The sequence below is a fragment of the Curtobacterium sp. JUb34 genome, assembly GCF_003755065.1.
Lineage (GTDB): Bacteria > Actinomycetota > Actinomycetes > Actinomycetales > Microbacteriaceae > Curtobacterium.
The window spans coordinates 304,545-322,638 of the sequence record NZ_RJVH01000001.1; the positions used below are offsets into that span (position 1 = coordinate 304,545).

The following is an 18,094-nucleotide window of genomic DNA, read 5'->3' on the forward strand; positions in this document are numbered from 1 at the left end:
CGACCGGCGCAAGCGTGCCAAGCGTGACGGCCTGGAGGCCCGCACCGCGCTCCAGACGCGCGCTGCGGCGGGCAGCACGGGTACTTCCCAAGCCGCACCGGGCCTCCAGGCAAGGTCCGGTCTGCAGAACGGAACGAAGGGGGCGGACGCATGACCAGCGAAGCCATCAAAGCGCCGGCGACCGCCAAGACGGCCGTACCGGTCGACACCACGTCGATCTCGGCGCACCAGCGCCGCAAGCTCGACCGGTCCCCGCGCTCGCAGATCGTGGTGACGGGCATCCTCGTCATCGTCGCGCTGTACTTCCTCGTCCCGCTGTACTGGGTCGTCATCGCCGCGACGAAGACCACCGGGGCACTGTTCTCGACGAACGGGTTCTGGTTCGGCGGCGAGTTCGCCCTGTGGAGCAACCTGCAGCAGGTGTTCACGTACGACGGCGGCATCTTCGTCCGCTGGATCGCGAACAGCATCCTGTACTCCGGCGTCGGTGCGGTCCTGGCGACCTACTTCGCCGCGGCCGGCGGGTACGCCCTGGCGAAGTACGACTTCAAGGGCCGGCAGTTCGTGTTCGGCACGATCCTCGGCGGCGTGCTCGTGCCGGGGACCGCGACGGCGCTGCCGCTGTTCCTGCTGTTCTCGACGCTGGGCCTGACCGACACCTACTGGAGCGTGCTCATCCCGAGCCTCGTCTCCCCGTTCGGGCTGTTCCTGTGCCGGGTGTACGCCGCCGCGTCGGTGGACACCACGCTCCTCGAGCAGGCACGCATCGACGGTGCGAGCGAGCTCCGGATCTTCCACACCGTGGTGCTCCGCCAGATGACCCCGGCCCTGGTGACCGTGTTCCTGTTCCAGGTCGTCGGCATCTGGAACAACTTCTTCCTGCCGCTCATCATGCTGGCAGACCAGAAGCTGTACCCGATCACACTGGGGTTGAACAACTGGCGCTCGCAGGTCGACCGCCTGCCGGAGTTCTACCAGCTCACCACCGGCGGGGTGCTCGTCTCGGTCATCCCGCTCGTCATCGCCATCATCGTCCTGCAGCGCTTCTGGCGCGGGGGCCTCACGGAAGGATCGGTCAAGGGTTGACCATCTCCGCACTCGACGACCTCCACTCGACCTCGCCGGGTTCGGCGTCACGGCTCCCGCCACGGGCCGCGCTCCACACCGACGCACCCTCGCTGTCGCTGAACGGCGACTGGCGCTTCCGGTGGTCGCCGGTCGCGTCGGTGTCGGACGCGTTCGCCACCGACGACGTCGTGGACGACGACCCCGCCTGGGGCGAGCTGCCGGTGCCGTCGCACTGGGTGCTGCACGGCCACGGGTCGCCGAGCTACACGAACCTGCAGTACCCGTTCCCGATCGACCCGCCGCACCCGCCGGACGAGAACCCCACCGGTGACCACCGCCGCTCGTTCGAGCTGCCGGCGTCGTTCGCGGCGGCCGGCCGTGTGCTGCTGCGCTTCGACGGGGTCGAGTCGCACTTCCGGGTCTGGCTGAACGGCACGCTCGTGGGCTGGTCGACCGGGTCCCGCCTGGCGACCGAGTTCGACGTCACCGAGCTGCTGCGACCGGGGTCGAACGACCTGGCCGTCCGGGTGCACCAGTGGTCGGCGGCCTCGTACCTCGAGGACCAGGACCAGTGGTGGCTGCCGGGCATCTTCCGCGACGTCACGCTGCTCGCCCGTCCCACGGCACCGATCGACGACGTGTTCGTCCGCGCCGGGTGGATCCCGACCCTCGGGAGCGCCGCGACGGCCGGGACCGCGGCGTCCGGTCGGCCGGCGACCGGCAGCGGGACGATCACGTTCCCGACGCTCGACGCCGTGTTCCCGGTGCGGTTCGCGGTGCCCGACCTGGGTGTCGACGTGACCTGGGCGACGGCGGACGACGTCACCCCGATCGCGGTCGAGGGCGTCGAGCCGTGGAGCGCGGAACTGCCGAAGCTCTACGACGCGACGGTGTCGACCGGCACCGACGCCGGCGGTACCGCCGGCGGCGAGACCGTCTCGTTGCGGCTCGGCTTCCGCACCGTGTCGATCGAGGGCGACCGGTTCCTGGTCAACGGCGAGCGCGTGGTGTTCCACGGCGTGAACCGGCACGAGACCCACCCCGTGCGCGGCCGCGTCTTCGACGAGGAGCACGCCCGCGCGGACATGGCGCTCATGAAGCGCAACAACGTCAACGCGATCCGGACCTCGCACTACCCGCCGCACCCCCGCGTGCTCGACCTGGCCGACGAGCTCGGCTTCTGGGTGCTCCTCGAGACCGACCTCGAGACCCACGGGTTCATCTTCACCGGCTGGGTCGGCAACCCCTCCGACGACCCGGACTGGGCCGAGGCCTACCTCGACCGCGTCGCACGCACCGTCGAGCGGGACAAGAACCACCCGTCCATCGTGATGTGGTCGCTCGGCAACGAGTCCGGCACCGGCCGGAACCTCGCCGCGATGTCGCAGTGGGTGCACGACCGCGACGCCGAGCGCCCCGTGCACTACGAGGGCGACTACACGGGCGAGTACACCGACGTGTACTCGCGGATGTACCCGACGCTGCAGGAGACCGAGTCCATCGGCGGCGGCACCCCGACGCCCCTGCTCGGCTGCGGCCCGGCCGAGGCGGCACGGCAGCGCTCGAAGCCGTTCATCCACTGCGAGTACGTGCACGCCATGGGCAACGGCCCCGGGCAGATCGCCGAGTACGAGGCCCTGGTCGACCGGTACCCGCGCCTGCACGGCGGGTTCGTGTGGGAGTGGCGGGACCACGGTCTGCTCGCGACGACTCCCACCGGCGAGGACTACTACGCCTACGGCGGCGACTTCGGCGAGGTCGTGCACGACGGCAACTTCGTGATGGACGGCCTGGTGCTGCCCGACAACAGCCCGACACCAGGGCTCGCCGAGTTCGCGGCCGTCGTCGCCCCGGTCCGCCTGGCGGTCTCGGACACCACGATCCTGGTCGAGAACCGGTACCACTCGGCATCGACCGCCGGGTTGCGGTTCTGCTGGACCCTGTCGCGCAACGGCGTCGTCGAGGCGTCCGGTCGGTTCGCCGCCGGCGTGGTGGCGGCCCGCGAGTCGGCGACCGTCCCGGTGCCGACCGAAGTGCTCGACGCGGCCACGGCCGAACTCGCCCCCGGCGACGAGCTCTGGCTCGACCTGACCGCCGAACTGGCGGGCCCGACTGCATGGGCCGACACCGGCCACGTGGTCGCACGCACCCAGCGGCTCGTCGCGAGCCGCGTCGCGGACGCACCACGGGCCTCCCGGCAGGGGTGGGACGGCGACCGTCTCGGCGACGGGACGTTCTCGGACCGCGGCGCCCTGGTGTCCTGGAAGGGACACGAGGTCGCGGGCCCTCGCCTGGAACTCTGGCGCGCCCCGACCGACAACGACCGACTGGCCTCGCAGGGCGGCTACGAGACGGCGGACCCGGTACTGACGCACGGCGTCGGCGACCCGGACGCTCCCCCGTCGGCCACGCGCTGGCGGGAGCGAGGGCTGGACCGGCTGACGCACCGGCTGGTATCCGTGTCACGGACCGACTCCGGCCTGGAACAGCGGGTCCGCGTGGCGGCGGCGAACAGCGGCTGGGGCCTCGACGTCACGCACCGCTGGACCCTGACCGCCGAGGGGCTGGTGCTGCAGACCGACGCGGTGCCGTTCGGCGCGTGGGACGTCACCTGGCCGCGGATCGGCGTGCGGTTCGACCTGCCCGCCTCGCTCGCGGACGAGGACGCGACGTGGTTCGGGACCGGACCGCTGGAGTCGTACGCCGACTCGTCGCACGCTGCCCGGGTCGGCCGGTTCACCGCGCCGGTGCGGTCGCTCGGGGTGGAGTACTCCAGGCCGCAGGAGACCGGGCACCGGCCGTCGCTGCGGTCGCTGTCGGTCGGCCCGTTCACGGTGTCCACCGTGGGGTCGCACCGTGCGGGGTTCACCCTGACGCCGTGGACCGCGCAGCAGATCGACCGCGCCGAGCACCCGTACGAGCTGCCGACGTCGGACCACCTGTACCTGTACCTCGACGCGGCCCAGCACGGGCTCGGCAGCCGGGCGTGCGGCCTCGACGTGCTGCCGGAGCACCAGCTCTGGCCGCAGGCGTTCAGTTGGAGCGTGCTGCTGGCGTAGGGCGGGGCGGGCTGCGTCCGACTCGTCCGCGCCCCGTTGCCGTCGTCGCGCCCCGACTCTTCGGGGCGCGACGACCGCCACGGGGCGCGAATCGTCGGCCGCACCGTGCGCCGCGACCGCGCTACGCGCCGGCGGACAGGGCGCGCAGGGCCTCGGGGTCGCTCGCGTCGAGGAAGTCGGTCAGGCGCTCGGCCTCGCCGGGCTCCTCGATCGCCTCGGCCGCACGGCGCAGGGCGAACAGCGCCCGCAGGACGCCACGGTTCGGTTCGTGCGACCACGGCACCGGACCGACACCGCGCCACCCGGCCTTGCGCAGGGCGTCGAGCCCACGGTGGTACCCGACACGGGCGTAGGCGTAGGACTCCAGGGTCGCGCCGCGCGCCCACGCCTCGTCGGCGAGCAGAGCCCACGCCAGGCTCGACGAGGGGTGCGACACCACCACGCTGGCGACGGGAGCGTCGGCGGCGAGCGCCGCGGTCACCTCGGGTTCAGCGGGCAGCAGGGTCTCGGGGTTCGTCGAGGGGTTCGGCAACAGGTTCTCCGGCATGCCCCCAGCCTGTCATCCCTTGCGCGTCCCCGTGGCCGGGATTACCGTGGGTGGCACCTCGTCGTCATCGCGAGGCCCCGGGGCGGGAGACCGACCGGCGGCGCGGATGGCGGTCACGGGGGTCCCCGACGGAAGAAGACGGATTGCTGTCGATCACCGGTTCTGCTCAGCCCACGCGCTGACACCGTGATCGCGCGCCCTCCGTCGGGCGCTCCACCGCTGGAGCGGTGGGTTCGGTGTCGTGCGCCCAGCATCGACACCGGGAGGCATCCCCATGCCCAGCAGTCCATCCGTCGTCCTGCACGACGTCACGTTCGCCTGGCCCGACGGCACCGTCGCGCTCGACCACCTCACCGCCGCCTTCGGGCGGGGCCGGACCGGCCTGGTCGGGAGGAACGGGGCCGGCAAGTCCACGCTGGTCCGGCTCGCCACCGGCCGGCTCCACCCCACGTCGGGCACCATCTCGACGTCGGGTCCCGTCGACCACCTGCCGCAACGCATCGCGACCGGGAGGGACGACGCCGTCGCCGACCTGCTCGGCATCCGGTCGACACTCACCGCGCTCCGGGCCGTGCTGTCCGGTGACGCGTCGCCCGAGCACTTCGAGGCGGTCGGCGACGACTGGGACCTCGAGGAGCGGGCTGCCGCAGCGATCGCGAGCGTCGGGCTCGACGGCGCCGATCTGGAACGCCCGGTGTCGACGCTGTCGGGCGGGCAGTCCGTGCTCGTCGCCGTCGCCGGGGTGCGGTTGCGCGGCCGGCCGATCGCGTTCCTGGACGAGCCGACGAACAACCTCGACCGGCGGGCACGCGGGCTCCTGCTCGACCTGGTCGACGACTGGCGCGGGACCCTCGTGGTGGTCAGCCACGACCGGAAGCTCCTCGAACACGTCGACGAGACGGTGGAGCTGCGGTCCGGGTCGATGACCGTGTTCGGTGGGACGTTCAGCGCGTTCGAGGAGCACCTGGCCGTGCAGCAGGCGGCCGTCGAGCGCGAGGTCCGCGTCGCCGAGCAGCGGCACCGCACCGAGAAGCGGCAGCGCATCGAGGCCGAGACGAAGATCGCGCGCCGGGCTCGCGCCGGGGTGAAAGCGGTCGAGAACATGCCGAAGGGCTACGCGAACGAGATGCGGAAGAAGGGAGAGCAGACCGCCGGCCGGCTCCGCGTCGGGTACGCCGACGACGAGGCCGCTGCCCTCGAGGCGAAGCGGGAGGCACAGCTCCGGCTCCGTGACGACGAGTCCATCCACGTGACGCTGCCCGACCCGCACGTTCCCGCGTCTCGGCAGATCGCAACCGTCACGGTGCGCGGGCGGGACGTGATCGTGCAGGGACCGGAGCGGATCGCGGTCACCGGGGACAACGGCGTCGGGAAGTCCACCCTGCTCGAACAGCTCGTCGGAGCGCCGGAGGCCCGGGAGCACCCGCTGCCCGGCACCGGTGCCGTCGCCCACGTCGAGCGGATCGCCTACCTGCCGCAGCGGAAGGACACCCTCGACGACACCGCGACGGTGCTCGAGAACGTGCGCCGGGACGCCCCGCACGTCGCCGTCGCCGAGGTGCGGAACCGGCTCGCGAAGTTCCTGGTCCGCGGCGACACCGTCGACCGGCCGGCCGGGGCGCTGTCCGGCGGGGAACGGTTCCGAGTGGCGCTCGCGGCCCTGGTGCTCGCTGACCCGCCGCCGCAGCTGCTGGTGCTCGACGAACCGACGAACGACCTCGACCTGAGCAGCGTCGACCAGCTCGTCGACGCGTTGCGGGCCTACCGCGGGGCGCTCGTCGTGGTCAGCCACGACGAGACGTTCCTGGAGCGCCTGGAGCTCGACGCGCGCATCGAGCTGTCGTAGCCCGCGGTCAGCGCCGTCGGGTCGGTCGGATCGCGAGCGACTCGACGGTACCGCGCTCGGGCAGGTCGACGACGGCGCGGACCGCGGCGGCCACGTCCTCGGGAGCCAGGTAGTAGTCGGTGTCGTAGGACTCCCCGAGCTTCGCCACGAGCTGCCGCTGCATGTCCGAGTCGGTCCGTCCGGGGTGGACGCTCGACACCCGCACGCCGTTCGCCCGCTCCTCTTCGCGCAGGGCATCGGCGAAGGCCCGCAGTGCGAACTTCGACGCCGCGTACACGCCACCACCGGGGCCGGAGTGGAACCCGGAACCGCTGTTGATCGGCACGACGATGCCCCGCGCCGTCCGGAGTGCGGGCAGCGCCAGCCGGGTGAGCTCGGCGACGGCGAACACGTTCGTCGCGAAGACCTGCTCCCACACGGCACGCGGGGTGTCGGCGACGGTCGTGCCCTGCTCGACGCCGGCCGAGTGCACGAGCACGTCGAGCCGCTCGGGCAGCGCGGGGAACTCGCCCGCGCCCAGGTCACCGACGAACGGCGCCGCGCTCGGCAGCTCCGCGACGAGGGCGTCCACCGCGTCGGCGGACCGGCCACCCACGAGCACGTGGTGGGTGCGGCCGAGGTCGGTGGCGATCGCGCGGCCGATGCCGCGCGTGGCACCGGTCACCAGGGCGACCGGACGATCTGCAGTCAGGGAAGTCGTCACGGAGGCCAGCCTACGGAAGCCGGGCCGGCCTCCCGTCCGCTTCCGCGATCTGTGGAGAACCGTCACCGCGACGACCGCCGCGACCACCAGGACGGCCACCGCCGCGATGCCCCACGGCGAACCGGCGAGTGCAGCGACCACCGCCCAGAACACCGCGAGCCCGACGGTCGCGTAGAGGAAGGCCCACGCGACGCAGCCCGGCACCATGGCCATCGTGTACCGCCACCACGCCACCCGAGCCAGGCCAGCGGCGGCGTTCATCACCGTCTGCAGACCGACGACCACGAAGCTCACCGTCACCACGGGCAGTCCCCAGCGCTCGAGGAGCGTCGAACCACGGCGGACCGCTGGCGAGTGCAGCCAGCCGCCCCAACGGGAGCGGGACGCCCCCGTCACCGCGAGTCGCGCCACCCAGTACGTGGCCTGCGCGCGGCAGAACACGATCGCGAAGAGCGCGAGGACGAGCCACCGGAACGGCAGTCCCTCGAGGAAGTCGGGCACGCCTCGCACCGTAACGCCTCCGCCCGGAGGAACGCCTCCGGGGGTCAGTCGCCGTCGGCGCCCTGCCGGATCCGGATCCCCTCGAGGACGTCCTGCGCGCGCTTCTCGTCCTGCTTCTCGATCTGACGGGTGTCGCGCTCGGGGAGCTGGATGTCCTCCTCTGCCCGGATGCCCGCCTGCAGCTCGCGGCCGCGCTCGATCTCGGCGTCGAACTCGGCGCCGAAGAGCAGCGCGTTGTTCGTGATCCAGATCCACAGCAGGAACACGATGACCCCACCGAGGGAGCCGTAGGTGGCGTTGTAGTTCGAGAAGTTCCCGACGTAGAAGCCGAAGCCGACGCTCGCGATGATCCAGATGAGGAGCGCCAGGATCGACCCGCCGCTGACCCAGGTGAACTTCGGCTGCTTGACGTTCGGCGACCAGTAGTAGAGCACCGCGACCACGACGATCGCGATGATCAGCAGGATCGGCCACTGCACGATGAGGAGCACCGTCGCAGCGACGTCCCCGAGGCCGATGACGTCACCGAAGCTGCGGGCGAGCGGACCGGAGACGAGCGTCAGCAGTCCGAGGACGAGCAGGATGACGGTCGCGAGCGTCACGCCGAGCATCGTCGGGCGGAGCTTCCAGATCGGACGCCCCTCGCGGACGTTGTAGATCCGGTTCATCGCCCGGCCGAAGGCGCCGACGTAGCCGGAGGCCGACCAGAGGGCACCGACGAGACCGACGATGAACGTGACCGGGGCGGCGGGCGAGCGGACGAGTCCCTCGATCGGGTCCTGGAGCAGGTCCGCGACCTGGCCGCCGCCGACGTTGCGGACGACGTCCAGCAGCGACGTGATGGTGTCCGACGGGTTCGACACGAGACCGAGGATCGAGACGATCGCGAGCAGTCCGGGGAACAGCGCGAGGACCGTGTAGTACGTCAGGCCCGCTGCGAGGTCGGTGCACTGGTCGCTCGAGAACTCGCGCAACGTCTTCTTGAGCGTGTAGACGAGCGTCGGCTTCGTGAGGTCGGTGGGGTTGTCCGGCTTCCGGGAGTCGTCCGGGTCCGGCTTCTGCTGTTCCTGTGCCATCGGACTACCCCCGCGCCTTCAGGGCCTGCTTCGACCGCTTCACCGCTGCCTTGCGGTTCTTGTTCGCTCGTCGCTGCACCGCGCTGATGCCGACCTGCTGCTTGACCCGGGCCTTGTGCGCCGGATCGCGTTCGAGCGCCTCCTCGGCAGCCTTCGCGCGGGCCTTGCGGCCCTTGCGGCCGGACTGCGCCTGCTCCTTGGCGGAGGGGGCGTCGCCGCGCGCGCCGAAGGGCAGCAGCGCGGTGAAGGCCGAACTCGCCGGCGGCGCGGCCAGGTGCCCAGCAGGGCGGTTCCGCAGCGCGATGCCGAGGACGATCGCCGCGACACCGGTCAGCCCGGTGATGCCCATCGCGACGAGCGGGGTCGGGTCGCGGTGCCAGCGCTGGCGGGTCTTCGCAGCGGCGAGACGTGCCCGCGCGGGGAGGTTCGCACGGCGCTTGAGTTCGGTGACGGTGTCGGTCATGCGCTCACGCGTGCGGACGTTCGCGAGTTCGAGCTCGGGGAGACTGTCCTTGGCCATTCCCCAGTTTCTACACGTCCGCGCCGGGGGCGCGCCCAGATGGCCGCGACGCGGTCACGCGGGCCGTGTCGCGAGAGCGACAGTCCGCCGCGAACGTTCCGCAGCAGACCGTCGCTTTCGCGGCAGTGGGCGCGACCCCACGGCGGACGGGAGGCCCGGTGCGGGGCCGCCACGCGCCTCCCGTCCGTCAGCCGGTGCGCTCAGGACGGGACGACGACGTCCTCTGGCTGGCCGCTGGCCGCCGAGCGGGTGGCGGCCTCCATCAGCGCGAGGCTGCGCAGGTTGTCGCGGCCGCTCGTCGCCGGTGCGGGACCACCCTCGACCGAGCGTGCGAAGGCCTGCAGTCCACCCTGGCGGTCGGTGTGCTCGAGCACGGGCAGCTCGACGGGCTCGGCCTCGTCGTCCTGGGTCCGGCGGAGGGTGACGACGTCGCCGTCGATCGCGTTCGGCGCGCCGTCGCGGCTGGTGAACCAGAGCTCGCCGTCCTCGCCCTGGATGCTCCACTCGCCGGCCCACGCCGTACGGGGCCCACGGCTCAGCCAGCTGCCGCGGTAGCTGACCACCAGGCCGCCGTCGAGCTCGATGATCATCGAGGCGATGGCTTCGTCCTGGTACTTGCTGTACGACGGGAAGGTCGCCTTGGCGAAGACCCGGACGGCCTCCTGCCCGGTGACCATCCGGAGCAGGTCGAAGTGGTGGATGGCCATGTCGTTGATCATGGCGTGGGGGAACTTGTAGTGCGGGTGCTCCTCGAACGCCAGGTCGTTGTCCCACTGCCGGAAGTCGATGTTGATCGCCGACAGCTCGCCCACGGTGCCCGCAGCGAGCAGGTCCTGGACGGCGCGCGGTGCCGGGTACCAGCGGTAGTTCTGGCTGACCTGCAGCACGAGGCCGAGTTCCTCGGCACGGCGCACGGCGGTGACGGCCTCGTCCGTGGTGTTGGCGAACGGCTTCTCGACCAGGACGTGCTTGCCGGCGTCCAGGGCCTCGAGCGCGAGCGGCACGTGCGTGACGGCGGGCGCGGTGATGACGACGGCGTCGGCGTCGACCCCGGCGAGCGCCTCGGTCAGGGACGCGAACGCGGCGGACTCCGGCAGCCCGAGGTCCTGCTGCACGGCGGTCAGCGTCGCCGGCACCGGGTCGACGAGCCCGACCACCTCTACTTCGGCTACCTCTGGGATGGCGGTGCGGGCCCAGTTGCCGCCCCACCCTCCGAGACCGACGTGGATGATCCGGACCGTCATGCGTGCACTCCTTCGTGGCTGCCGCGTCACGACTCCCGTGGCGCGTCCGTCCAGTCTGTCAGGGCTGCGTGCGGCGGCGGCGAGGTTGCACGGCTCGCCGTGCGCGTGGCGCCGAGGTGCGTGCGGCACCGAGGTGCGTGCCGCGCCGAGGTTCCACGACTCGCCGTGCGCGTGGCGCCGAGGTTCCACGGAACGCGTTCCGCGGCGCCGAGATGCCGAGATTTCGGAACCCGGAGCGGAGCGGGCGGGGCGGGCGGGGCGGGCGGGGCGGGCGGGCGCGGCGGGCGGGCGCGGCGGGCGGGCGGGAGCGCTCAGTGCGTGAAGGCGTAGGCGATGAGGGCCATCGTCACGATGAACCCCGCCAGGTAGTTGATCCAGAGGAACCGCTTCCACCCGGCGTTCGCGGCCTCGGCCCCCTGGTCCGTGATGTTCCACCACGGCAGCACGTTGAGCGCGTACGGGATCACGACGACGGCGGCGATCGGCCCGGGGAACGCCGAGAACAGCAGCGCGACGCCGGCGACCAGGTACGCGACGAACGCGAGGCGCACGGTCGCCCGCGCACCGATGACGGTCGCGACGGAGCCGATGCCGCCGGCCCGGTCGGCGAGGACGTCCTGCACGGCGCCGAACGCGTGCGAGGCCACACCCCACAGGAAGAACGCGATGCACACGGCGACGAGCTCACCGGTCCAGTGCGGGCCGGCGAGCGCGAGGCCGTAGATCGCGGGCGAGACGAAGTGCGTCGACGACGTGAGGGAGTCGAGGAACGGCTTCTCCTTGAACCGCAGCCCCGGCGCCGAGTACGCGATGACCGCGAACACGCTGATCGCCAGGACGAGCCACGACCACGGCCCGTTCCCGCTCACCGCGCCGAGCACGACCAGCGCGACCAGGAACGGCACGTTCGTGACGACGACGGCCCAGAGGGTGGTGCGGTGGACGCTCTTGTCGAGCAGGGCACCCTCGACGCCGCCCTTGCGCGGGTTGCGCAGGTCGGACTCGTAGTCGAAGACGTCGTTGATGCCGTACATCGCCAGGTTGTAGGGCACCAGGAAGTACACGACGCCGACCAGGAACGCGACGAGCGAGAACCCGCCGCCGCCCTCGACCCCGACCCCACTGCCGAGCAGGTAGGCGGCACCGAACGGGTAGGCGGTGTTCACCCAGCTGATCGGTCGGGACGACACGAACAGGGCGCGCAGGGTCGACGGCCTGGAGGCGGTGCTGGCGTTCACTTCGTGTCCTCCGGTGGTGCGGTGGTCGGGTCGGGCGCGGGGCGCGCGCCGGTCCGGTCGAACAGGACCCACAGGCTGGGCAGCAGCACGATCGCCGCCATCGCGTAGGCGAGGTCCTCGACCGGGATCGCGCCGATCTTCGCCCCGCTGATGAGCGAGGGGTCGTAGGCGACGATGCGCAGGGTCACGATGACGTTGTCGAACACGATCGTCATCACGAGCAGGGCGATGCCCGCGATCACCGACGTGAGCACCGCGACCCGGCGCCCGACCGCAGGCCGCCGGCCCGCCGCTCGGGCCCGGCGAGCGGCGACTACTCCGGCGAGCACGGCCACGACGGCCGTGACGCCGAAGAACGGCAGGGCGAGGAGCGCGTACGCCCCGGTGCCGTTCACGCGCGCCGCCGATCGGTCGCGCGCTGTACGACGGGCCGGACGAACCCGACCAGGTCCATCGTCGAGTAGCAGAGCAGCAGCAGGAAGAAGAGTTCCTCGAGTGGCACCTCGGGCGCCAGGAGCACCCCGGTCAGCAGGTTCTGCGGGCCGATGAAGAAGATGCCGAACGCGACACCGGCGACGTCCCACACCATGAAGAAGGCGACGCCGACGACCATCACGGCCGCAGCACGCCACGGTGCCCGCCAGAAGAACAGCCGGAAGCGGGCGTCGAGCACGGTCATCCCGACCAGCGAGACGACCAGGCCGGCGAGGTACAGCCCGGGCATCAGACGGTGCCGGCCCGGTTCCGCGGGGTGCCGAGCGGGGTGGGCAGCGGTTCGGTGCTCGTGTCCCCGTGGATGCGCTTGAGCAGGACCTCGGCGCTGATCAGGCACATCGGCAAGCCGATGCCCGGGATCGTGGACGCCCCGGCGTAGTACAGCCCCTCGACCTTGGCGGACGCGTTCTTCTCACGGAAGAACGCGCTCTGCTTGAGCGTGTGCGCGGGGCCGAGCATCGACCCGTTCCACGCGTTGAGGTCGTCGGCGAAGTCGCGCGGACCGATCGTCCGACGGACCCGGATGCGGTCCCGCAGGTCGGGGACGCCCGAACGCTCGGCGACGACGTCGATGGCGCGGTCGGCGATCTGCTCGACCTCGAAGTCGCCGGCGCCGTCGATCCCGCCCTTGCCGATGGACAGGTCGGCGGGCAGCGGCACCAGGATGAACAGGTTGCTCGAGCCGCGGGGCGCGACGGACGGGTCGGTCTCCGAGGGCGCGCAGACGTAGATCGACGCGGGGTCCGGCACGTGCCGGTCCTTGCCGAAGATCGCGCCGAAGTTCGCCTTCCAGTCCTCGGTGAAGACGAGCGTGTGGTGCAGCAGGCCGGGCGTCGGTCCGTCGATGCCGAGGTAGACGAGCACGGCGCTCGGCCCGGGGTCGCGGGTCTTCCAGTGCTCGGCGCCGTGGGTGCGGTGCTCGCGGTCGAGCAGCTGCATCTCGGTGTGCTGCAGGTCGGCGGCGCTCACGACCAGGTCGGCCGGGGCGGTGTGCTGCACGCCGTCGCGGTCGCGGTGGACGACGCCGGTGGCGACGCCGTCCTCGACGACGATCCGCTCGACCTTCGCACCGGCGATGATCTTCGCGCCCTCGGCGCGGGCCACCCGTTCGACCGCCGCGATCACCTCGGTGATGCCGCCCTTCGGGTAGAGCACCCCGTCGGCGAGGTCGAGGTGGCTCATCAGGTGGTACATGCTCGGAGCGGCGTACGGGCTCGTGCCCAGGAACACCGCCGGGTAGCCGAGGATCTGCCAGAGTCGCCGGTCCTTGACCGCCGAGGCGGCACGGGACGACAGCGGCTGCAGCAGGAGTCGCGCGAGCTTCGGCAGACGACGGAGCACGTCGGGCGCGGCGAGCTTCGTGAGGTCCTGGAACGTCGTGTACAGGAACCGCCGGATCGCCATCGCGTAGGTGTCCTCGGCCGAGGCGAGGTACTTCCGGATGCGCTTGCCGGCTCCGGGCTCGACGGACTCGAACAGCGCGATGTTCGCCTCGGCGTCGGCCCGCAGGTCGATCGGCTCGTCGTTGCCCTCGCTGTACACGCGGTACCCGGGGTCGAGCTTCACCAGGTCGAGTTCGGCGTCGGCCGAGGTGCCGAGCAGCTGGAAGAAGTGGTCGAACACCTCGGGCATGAGGTACCACGACGGCCCGGTGTCGAACCGGAAGCCGTCACGCTCCCACGAACCGGCACGGCCGCCGAGCTGCGAGCGCTGCTCGAGCACGGTCACGGCGAAGCCGTCCCGCGCGAGCAGCGCGGCGGACGCCAGTCCGCTGATGCCGCCGCCGATGACGACGGCGCGCCGCGCCGGCACCTTGCGCCGGGTGGTGGAGGCGGCGGCCTCCGGACGGGAGGCGCGGGGCGGGGTCATGACGAGCCTCCTGGCTGACGGGTGGCCGCCTTCGACCGCACGGGGGCGCGTCCGGCGAGCACCTGTGCGGCCAGGCGGGCCTTGACCGGGTTCGGGACGCGCACGCGCGTCGTCACCAGACGCGTCGCCGGCGTGCGCGCGATGCGGTCGTTGAGTTCCTGGAACAGGGCGTGCGCGAGCCCGACGGCATTGCGCGCGTCGGACGGCAGCAGGCGGATCGTCCGGGCCGCGTGGTCGAGGTCGGCCTGCACGTCGGCGACCAGCCGGTCCTTCGTGGCCTCGTCGAACGAACGGATGTCGACCCCCGGGAAGTAGGAGCGACCGAGCACCTCGAAGTCGGCGTGCAGGTCCCGCAGGAAGTTCACCTTCTGGAACGCGGCGCCGAGCGCACGGGCCCCCGCGACCAGTTCTGCCTGGTCGAAGGTCGGTCGGCCGGCGCGGTGGACGAAGGCCCGCAGGCACATCAGCCCCACGACCTCGGCCGAGCCGTACACGTAGGCGTCGAACGAGGCGTCGTCGTGCTCGGTGCGCTCCAGGTCCATCCGCATCGACGCGAAGAACGGCTTCGTGAGCTCCGCGCCGAAGCCCGTGACCCGCGCGGTCCGGGCGAACGCGTGCACGACGGGGTTCACCGAGAAGCCGAGGGCGATCGCTCGCTCGGTGTCGGCCTCGAGCTCGTCGAGGACCGTCCGAGCCAGGTCGGGGTCGAGACCCGCCTCGGTCGCGGGACCGTCGACGACCTCATCGGCGACCCGCACCAGCGCGTAGACGTTCCGGATGTGCTCGCGGGCGTCCTTGGCGAGCAACCGGCTCGCCAGACCGAACGACGTCGAGTAGCGGTCGATGACGACGCTCGACGCAGCCTCGGCCGTGGCGTCGTACAGGGGCAGCCGACCGGACGGCGCGCTGCCGGTCCGGGTGGTCTCGGTCGTCACCGGGCGCGCTCCACGAGTTCGGTCACGAGGCCCTCCAGGCGGTCGGCGAGGTCGTACGGCAGTCCGGAGAGCTCGGCACGGGCGAGTGCGACGTGGTCGGCGATCCGGGACTCGGCTGCGGCACGGGCGCCGCAGGTGACCAGGGTTGCACGGAGTTCGGCAGCGCGCTCCTCGGTCAGGTCCGGGTCGCCCAGGTAGGGAGCGATGTCCGGCCAGCAGTCCGTCGTCGCCGCGTACGCGATGAGCATGGTCCGCTTGCCCTCGCGCAGGTCCCCCAGCACGCTCTTGCCGGTGGTGGTCTCGTCGCCGAACACCCCGAGCAGGTCGTCGACGATCTGGTAGGCGATGCCGATCTCGCGGCCGAAGGCGCCGAGCGCGGTGACGACGGTCTCGGGCGCGCCGGCGAGCACGGCCCCGGACTGCAGCGGCGCCTCGAACGAGTACACGCTGGTCTTCGCACGCTCCATCGCCAGGACCTCGTCCACCGTCGGCATCACGCCGAGGGCCAGGTCGACGTCGGTCATCTCGCCGGCGGCACTGGCGAACACGGCTTCGTCCAGCAGCTCCAGCAGGCGACCACGGCGCTCCCCCGTCACCCCCGCGGACTCGATGAACCGCGGTGCGCCGGAGAGCGCGAGGTCACCCGCGATCACGGCGGCGCTCATGCCCCGGTGCTCGGCGGTGGGGAGCGGCAGACCGCCGGTCGTGCCGGCGTCGCGGTAGGACCCGGCGACGTTCGGCTGGCCGCGGCGGGCCCAGTCACGGTCGATGACGTCGTCGTGCACCACGAGCGCGGTGTGCAGGAGCTCGTAGGCGGCGGCGACGTGTGCAGCGGCGTGCACGTCGTCCCCGCCGAGGCCGAGGTACGCGGTCAGGACCATGCGGGGCCGGAAGCGCTTGCCGCCCATGCTCGCCTTGCGGAGCACCCGCCAGAGTTCCTCGGACGGACGGCCGTAGCGCGCGGCACGAGCCGAGGACACGACGAAGAAGCGCTCGAGACAGTCGTCGACGAGCGCGAGGTCGATGTGCGCCACGGTGGCCGCTTCCTCGCTCATTGGCCTAACCTATCGGTGCAGATGAGCGCTTTCCCGGAAACCGTGGTCCTGCTGGCCGACGACCGTACCCCGATCGGCACAGCGGACAAGTTCACGGTGCACACAGACCACACGCCCCTCCACCTGGCCTTCTCGTGCCACGTCCGGAACACCGACGGGGACGTGCTGGTGACCCGTCGCGCCCTGTCGAAGAAGACGTGGCCCGGTGTCTGGACGAACACGTTCTGCGGGCACCCCGGCCCCGACGAGTCCTTCGAGGACGCCATCGCCCGCCGTGCCTCGCGCGAACTCGGCATTACCGTGCGCGACGTCGAACTCGTGCTGCCCGACTTCCGGTACCGCGCCGTCGACGCCTCGGGCATCGTCGAGAACGAGGTCTGCCCGGTGTTCCGCGCCGTCACCGACGACCTGCCCGCCCCCGCGGACGACGAGGTCGCCGAGTACGCGTGGGTTTCCGAGGACTCCCTGCGGGCCGCCGTCGCCGGTGCACCGTTCGGCTGGAGCCCGTGGCTGGGCTGGCAGCTGACCGAACTCGAAGCCGCGGGTCTGCACATCACTCGCTGACCCGGGCGCACGCGCACCCGTCGACCGTCGGGTTGTCGGGGCGCGCCGGCGGGCGTACGCTCGACCGTCGGCAGCGCCCTGCGCGCCGCCGCAGGACCAACGAACGACGCAGACGAGAAGGGCAGGTGAGGCGCGATGTCGGGTGACCATCCTCGCGCGGGCCGGCAGCCCCTCCCCCTCGCCGCCGCGCCCGTGTCCTAGATCTCCTCCGCCCGCCGCGGTCCGCCGCGGTATCGCGTCTGCCTGCTCCCCGACCACGAGGAGCACGCGCATGGCAATGATCGACAACGCGATCTACGTCGAAGGACGTCGCGTCCAGTCGCCGTCGACCCTGGCGCTCGGCGCCCGCCACCAGGTCCCCCGCTGCGACCTGGCGTGGATCGGGCTGCTCCGCCCCGACCCGAAGGAACTCGACGCCGTCGCGACCGAGTTCGACCTGCACGAGAACGCCGTCGAGGACGCCCGCAAGGGACACCAGCGCGCGAAGCTCGAGCGCTACGGCGACACCCTGTTCCTGGTGCTCCGGCCGGCCTGGTTCGACCAGTCCGAGGGCACCGTCGAGTTCGGCGAGGTGCACCTGTTCGTCGGCGACCGGTTCGTGGTGAGCGTCCGGCACGCCGAGCGCCCCGACCTCGCGGCGCTCCGCGCGCAGGTCGAGGCCGACCCCGAGTTCCTGGCGCTGGGGTCGGAGGCCGTGACCGCCGCGGTGCTCGACGAGGTCGTGGACGGCTACGCGCCGGTCGTCGAGGTCCTGCAGGACGGGATCGACGCCATCGAGGACCAGCTCTTCGCCGGACAGGTGGACCCGGGTGTCTCGAAGCGGATCTACCAGCTGCTCAGCGAGGTGCTCTCGTTCCAGCGCGCCACGAAGCCGGTGCCGGCGATGGTGAAGGGCCTGCTGCGCGGGGCCGACAAGTACGGCGTCGACGACGAGGTGCAGCACCGCCTGCGGAACGTGCTGGACCACGCCCTGCGCGTGACCGAGCGGGTCGACTCGTTCCGGTCCTTGCTCGAGAACGCCCTGACGCTGCACGCGACCCTGGTGTCGCAGGAGCAGAACGAGGCCATGCGCCGGATGACCAGCGCCAGCCTGGCCCAGGGCGAGGAGAGCCGGCAGCTCGCCCGCGCGGCACACCGGCAGGGCGAGGAGGTCAAGAAGATCTCCTCGTGGGCGGCGATCCTGTTCGCGCCCGGGTTGATCGCCGGCGTCTACGGGATGAACTTCGACCACATGCCGGAGCTGCACTGGCGGTACGGCTACCCGGTCGCGATCCTCGGCATGCTCGCGCTGATGGGCGTGCTCTGGGCGATCTTCCGCAAGCGCAACTGGCTCTGACGATCCGGACACACCGCCCGGCCCGTGGTTATCGTCAT

The 18,094-nt window shown here is 71.9% G+C and carries 16 protein-coding genes; 5 read left to right on the plus strand and 11 right to left on the minus strand.

The window, feature by feature from the left end:
* The first annotated feature begins 150 nt into the window (after nucleotides 1-150).
* Nucleotides 151-1,086: a carbohydrate ABC transporter permease gene (locus EDF63_RS01380; RefSeq protein ID WP_123310548.1), complete on the plus strand. Its 936-nt coding sequence runs from the start codon at nucleotides 151-153 to the stop codon at nucleotides 1,084-1,086.
* A 2-nt stretch (nucleotides 1,087-1,088) separates the two neighbouring features.
* On the plus strand, nucleotides 1,089-4,127 hold the full coding sequence (locus tag EDF63_RS01385; protein WP_123312154.1) for a glycoside hydrolase family 2 TIM barrel-domain containing protein: 3,039 nt from the start codon (nucleotides 1,089-1,091) through the stop codon (nucleotides 4,125-4,127).
* Nucleotides 4,128-4,248: 121 nt separating this feature from the next.
* Here the strand turns inward: EDF63_RS01385 and EDF63_RS01390 are convergent, their stop codons facing one another.
* On the minus strand, nucleotides 4,249-4,674 hold the full coding sequence (locus EDF63_RS01390; protein ID WP_123310550.1) for a DUF3151 domain-containing protein: 426 nt from the start codon (nucleotides 4,672-4,674) through the stop codon (nucleotides 4,249-4,251).
* A 274-nt stretch (nucleotides 4,675-4,948) separates the two neighbouring features.
* Here EDF63_RS01390 and EDF63_RS01395 point away from each other — a divergent pair, with 274 nt between their 5' ends.
* A complete protein-coding gene (locus EDF63_RS01395; RefSeq protein ID WP_123310552.1) occupies nucleotides 4,949-6,520 on the plus strand; it encodes an ABC-F family ATP-binding cassette domain-containing protein in 1,572 nt (523 codons plus the stop codon).
* A gap of 7 nt (nucleotides 6,521-6,527) precedes the next feature.
* Here the strand turns inward: EDF63_RS01395 and EDF63_RS01400 are convergent, their stop codons facing one another.
* From EDF63_RS01400 to EDF63_RS01450, 10 genes are all read right to left on the minus strand, one after another.
* Nucleotides 6,528-7,232, minus strand: coding sequence for an SDR family oxidoreductase (locus EDF63_RS01400; RefSeq protein WP_395871496.1), 705 nt, complete (start codon nucleotides 7,230-7,232; stop codon nucleotides 6,528-6,530).
* A gap of 536 nt (nucleotides 7,233-7,768) precedes the next feature.
* Nucleotides 7,769-8,800: a YihY/virulence factor BrkB family protein gene (locus tag EDF63_RS01410; RefSeq protein WP_123310554.1), complete on the minus strand. Its 1,032-nt coding sequence runs from the start codon at nucleotides 8,798-8,800 to the stop codon at nucleotides 7,769-7,771.
* Between the two features lie 4 nt (nucleotides 8,801-8,804).
* Nucleotides 8,805-9,320 carry a hypothetical protein gene (locus EDF63_RS01415; protein WP_123310557.1) on the minus strand — a complete coding sequence of 172 codons (516 nt, stop codon included), beginning with the start codon at nucleotides 9,318-9,320 and terminating at the stop codon, nucleotides 8,805-8,807.
* 200 nt (nucleotides 9,321-9,520) lie between these two features.
* Nucleotides 9,521-10,564 (minus strand): Gfo/Idh/MocA family protein, encoded by a 1,044-nt coding sequence (locus EDF63_RS01420; RefSeq protein ID WP_123310559.1) that lies wholly within the window; start codon nucleotides 10,562-10,564, stop codon nucleotides 9,521-9,523.
* Nucleotides 10,565-10,875: 311 nt separating this feature from the next.
* On the minus strand, nucleotides 10,876-11,802 hold the full coding sequence (locus EDF63_RS01430; RefSeq protein ID WP_123310561.1) for a prenyltransferase: 927 nt from the start codon (nucleotides 11,800-11,802) through the stop codon (nucleotides 10,876-10,878).
* Nucleotides 11,799-12,197 carry a lycopene cyclase domain-containing protein gene (locus EDF63_RS01435; protein ID WP_185021237.1) on the minus strand — a complete coding sequence of 133 codons (399 nt, stop codon included), beginning with the start codon at nucleotides 12,195-12,197 and terminating at the stop codon, nucleotides 11,799-11,801. Before EDF63_RS01435 ends, EDF63_RS01430 begins: the two co-directional genes overlap by 4 nt.
* Nucleotides 12,194-12,526 carry a lycopene cyclase domain-containing protein gene (locus tag EDF63_RS01440; RefSeq protein WP_123310565.1) on the minus strand — a complete coding sequence of 111 codons (333 nt, stop codon included), beginning with the start codon at nucleotides 12,524-12,526 and terminating at the stop codon, nucleotides 12,194-12,196. Before EDF63_RS01440 ends, EDF63_RS01435 begins: the two co-directional genes overlap by 4 nt.
* Complete coding sequence (crtI, locus tag EDF63_RS18540; RefSeq protein ID WP_260232925.1) at nucleotides 12,526-14,166, minus strand: phytoene desaturase family protein; 1,641 nt, start codon at nucleotides 14,164-14,166, stop codon at nucleotides 12,526-12,528. The genes EDF63_RS01440 and crtI overlap by 1 nt, the downstream gene beginning before the upstream one ends.
* Entirely contained in the window at nucleotides 14,163-15,101 is a 939-nt protein-coding gene (locus EDF63_RS18545; protein ID WP_260232926.1) for a phytoene/squalene synthase family protein, read from the minus strand. Before EDF63_RS18545 ends, crtI begins: the two co-directional genes overlap by 4 nt.
* Nucleotides 15,098-16,156 (minus strand): polyprenyl synthetase family protein, encoded by a 1,059-nt coding sequence (locus tag EDF63_RS01450; protein ID WP_123310567.1) that lies wholly within the window; start codon nucleotides 16,154-16,156, stop codon nucleotides 15,098-15,100. The genes EDF63_RS18545 and EDF63_RS01450 overlap by 4 nt, the downstream gene beginning before the upstream one ends.
* 21 nt (nucleotides 16,157-16,177) lie before the next feature.
* On the opposite strand from EDF63_RS01450, the gene idi reads away from it, so the two are divergent.
* Both idi and EDF63_RS01460 read left to right on the plus strand, forming a co-directional pair.
* Nucleotides 16,178-16,720, plus strand: coding sequence for an isopentenyl-diphosphate Delta-isomerase (gene idi, locus EDF63_RS01455; RefSeq protein ID WP_111085474.1), 543 nt, complete (start codon nucleotides 16,178-16,180; stop codon nucleotides 16,718-16,720).
* 271 nt (nucleotides 16,721-16,991) lie between these two features.
* A complete protein-coding gene (locus tag EDF63_RS01460; protein WP_123310569.1) occupies nucleotides 16,992-18,056 on the plus strand; it encodes a magnesium and cobalt transport protein CorA in 1,065 nt (354 codons plus the stop codon).
* Nucleotides 18,057-18,094 lie beyond the last annotated feature (38 nt).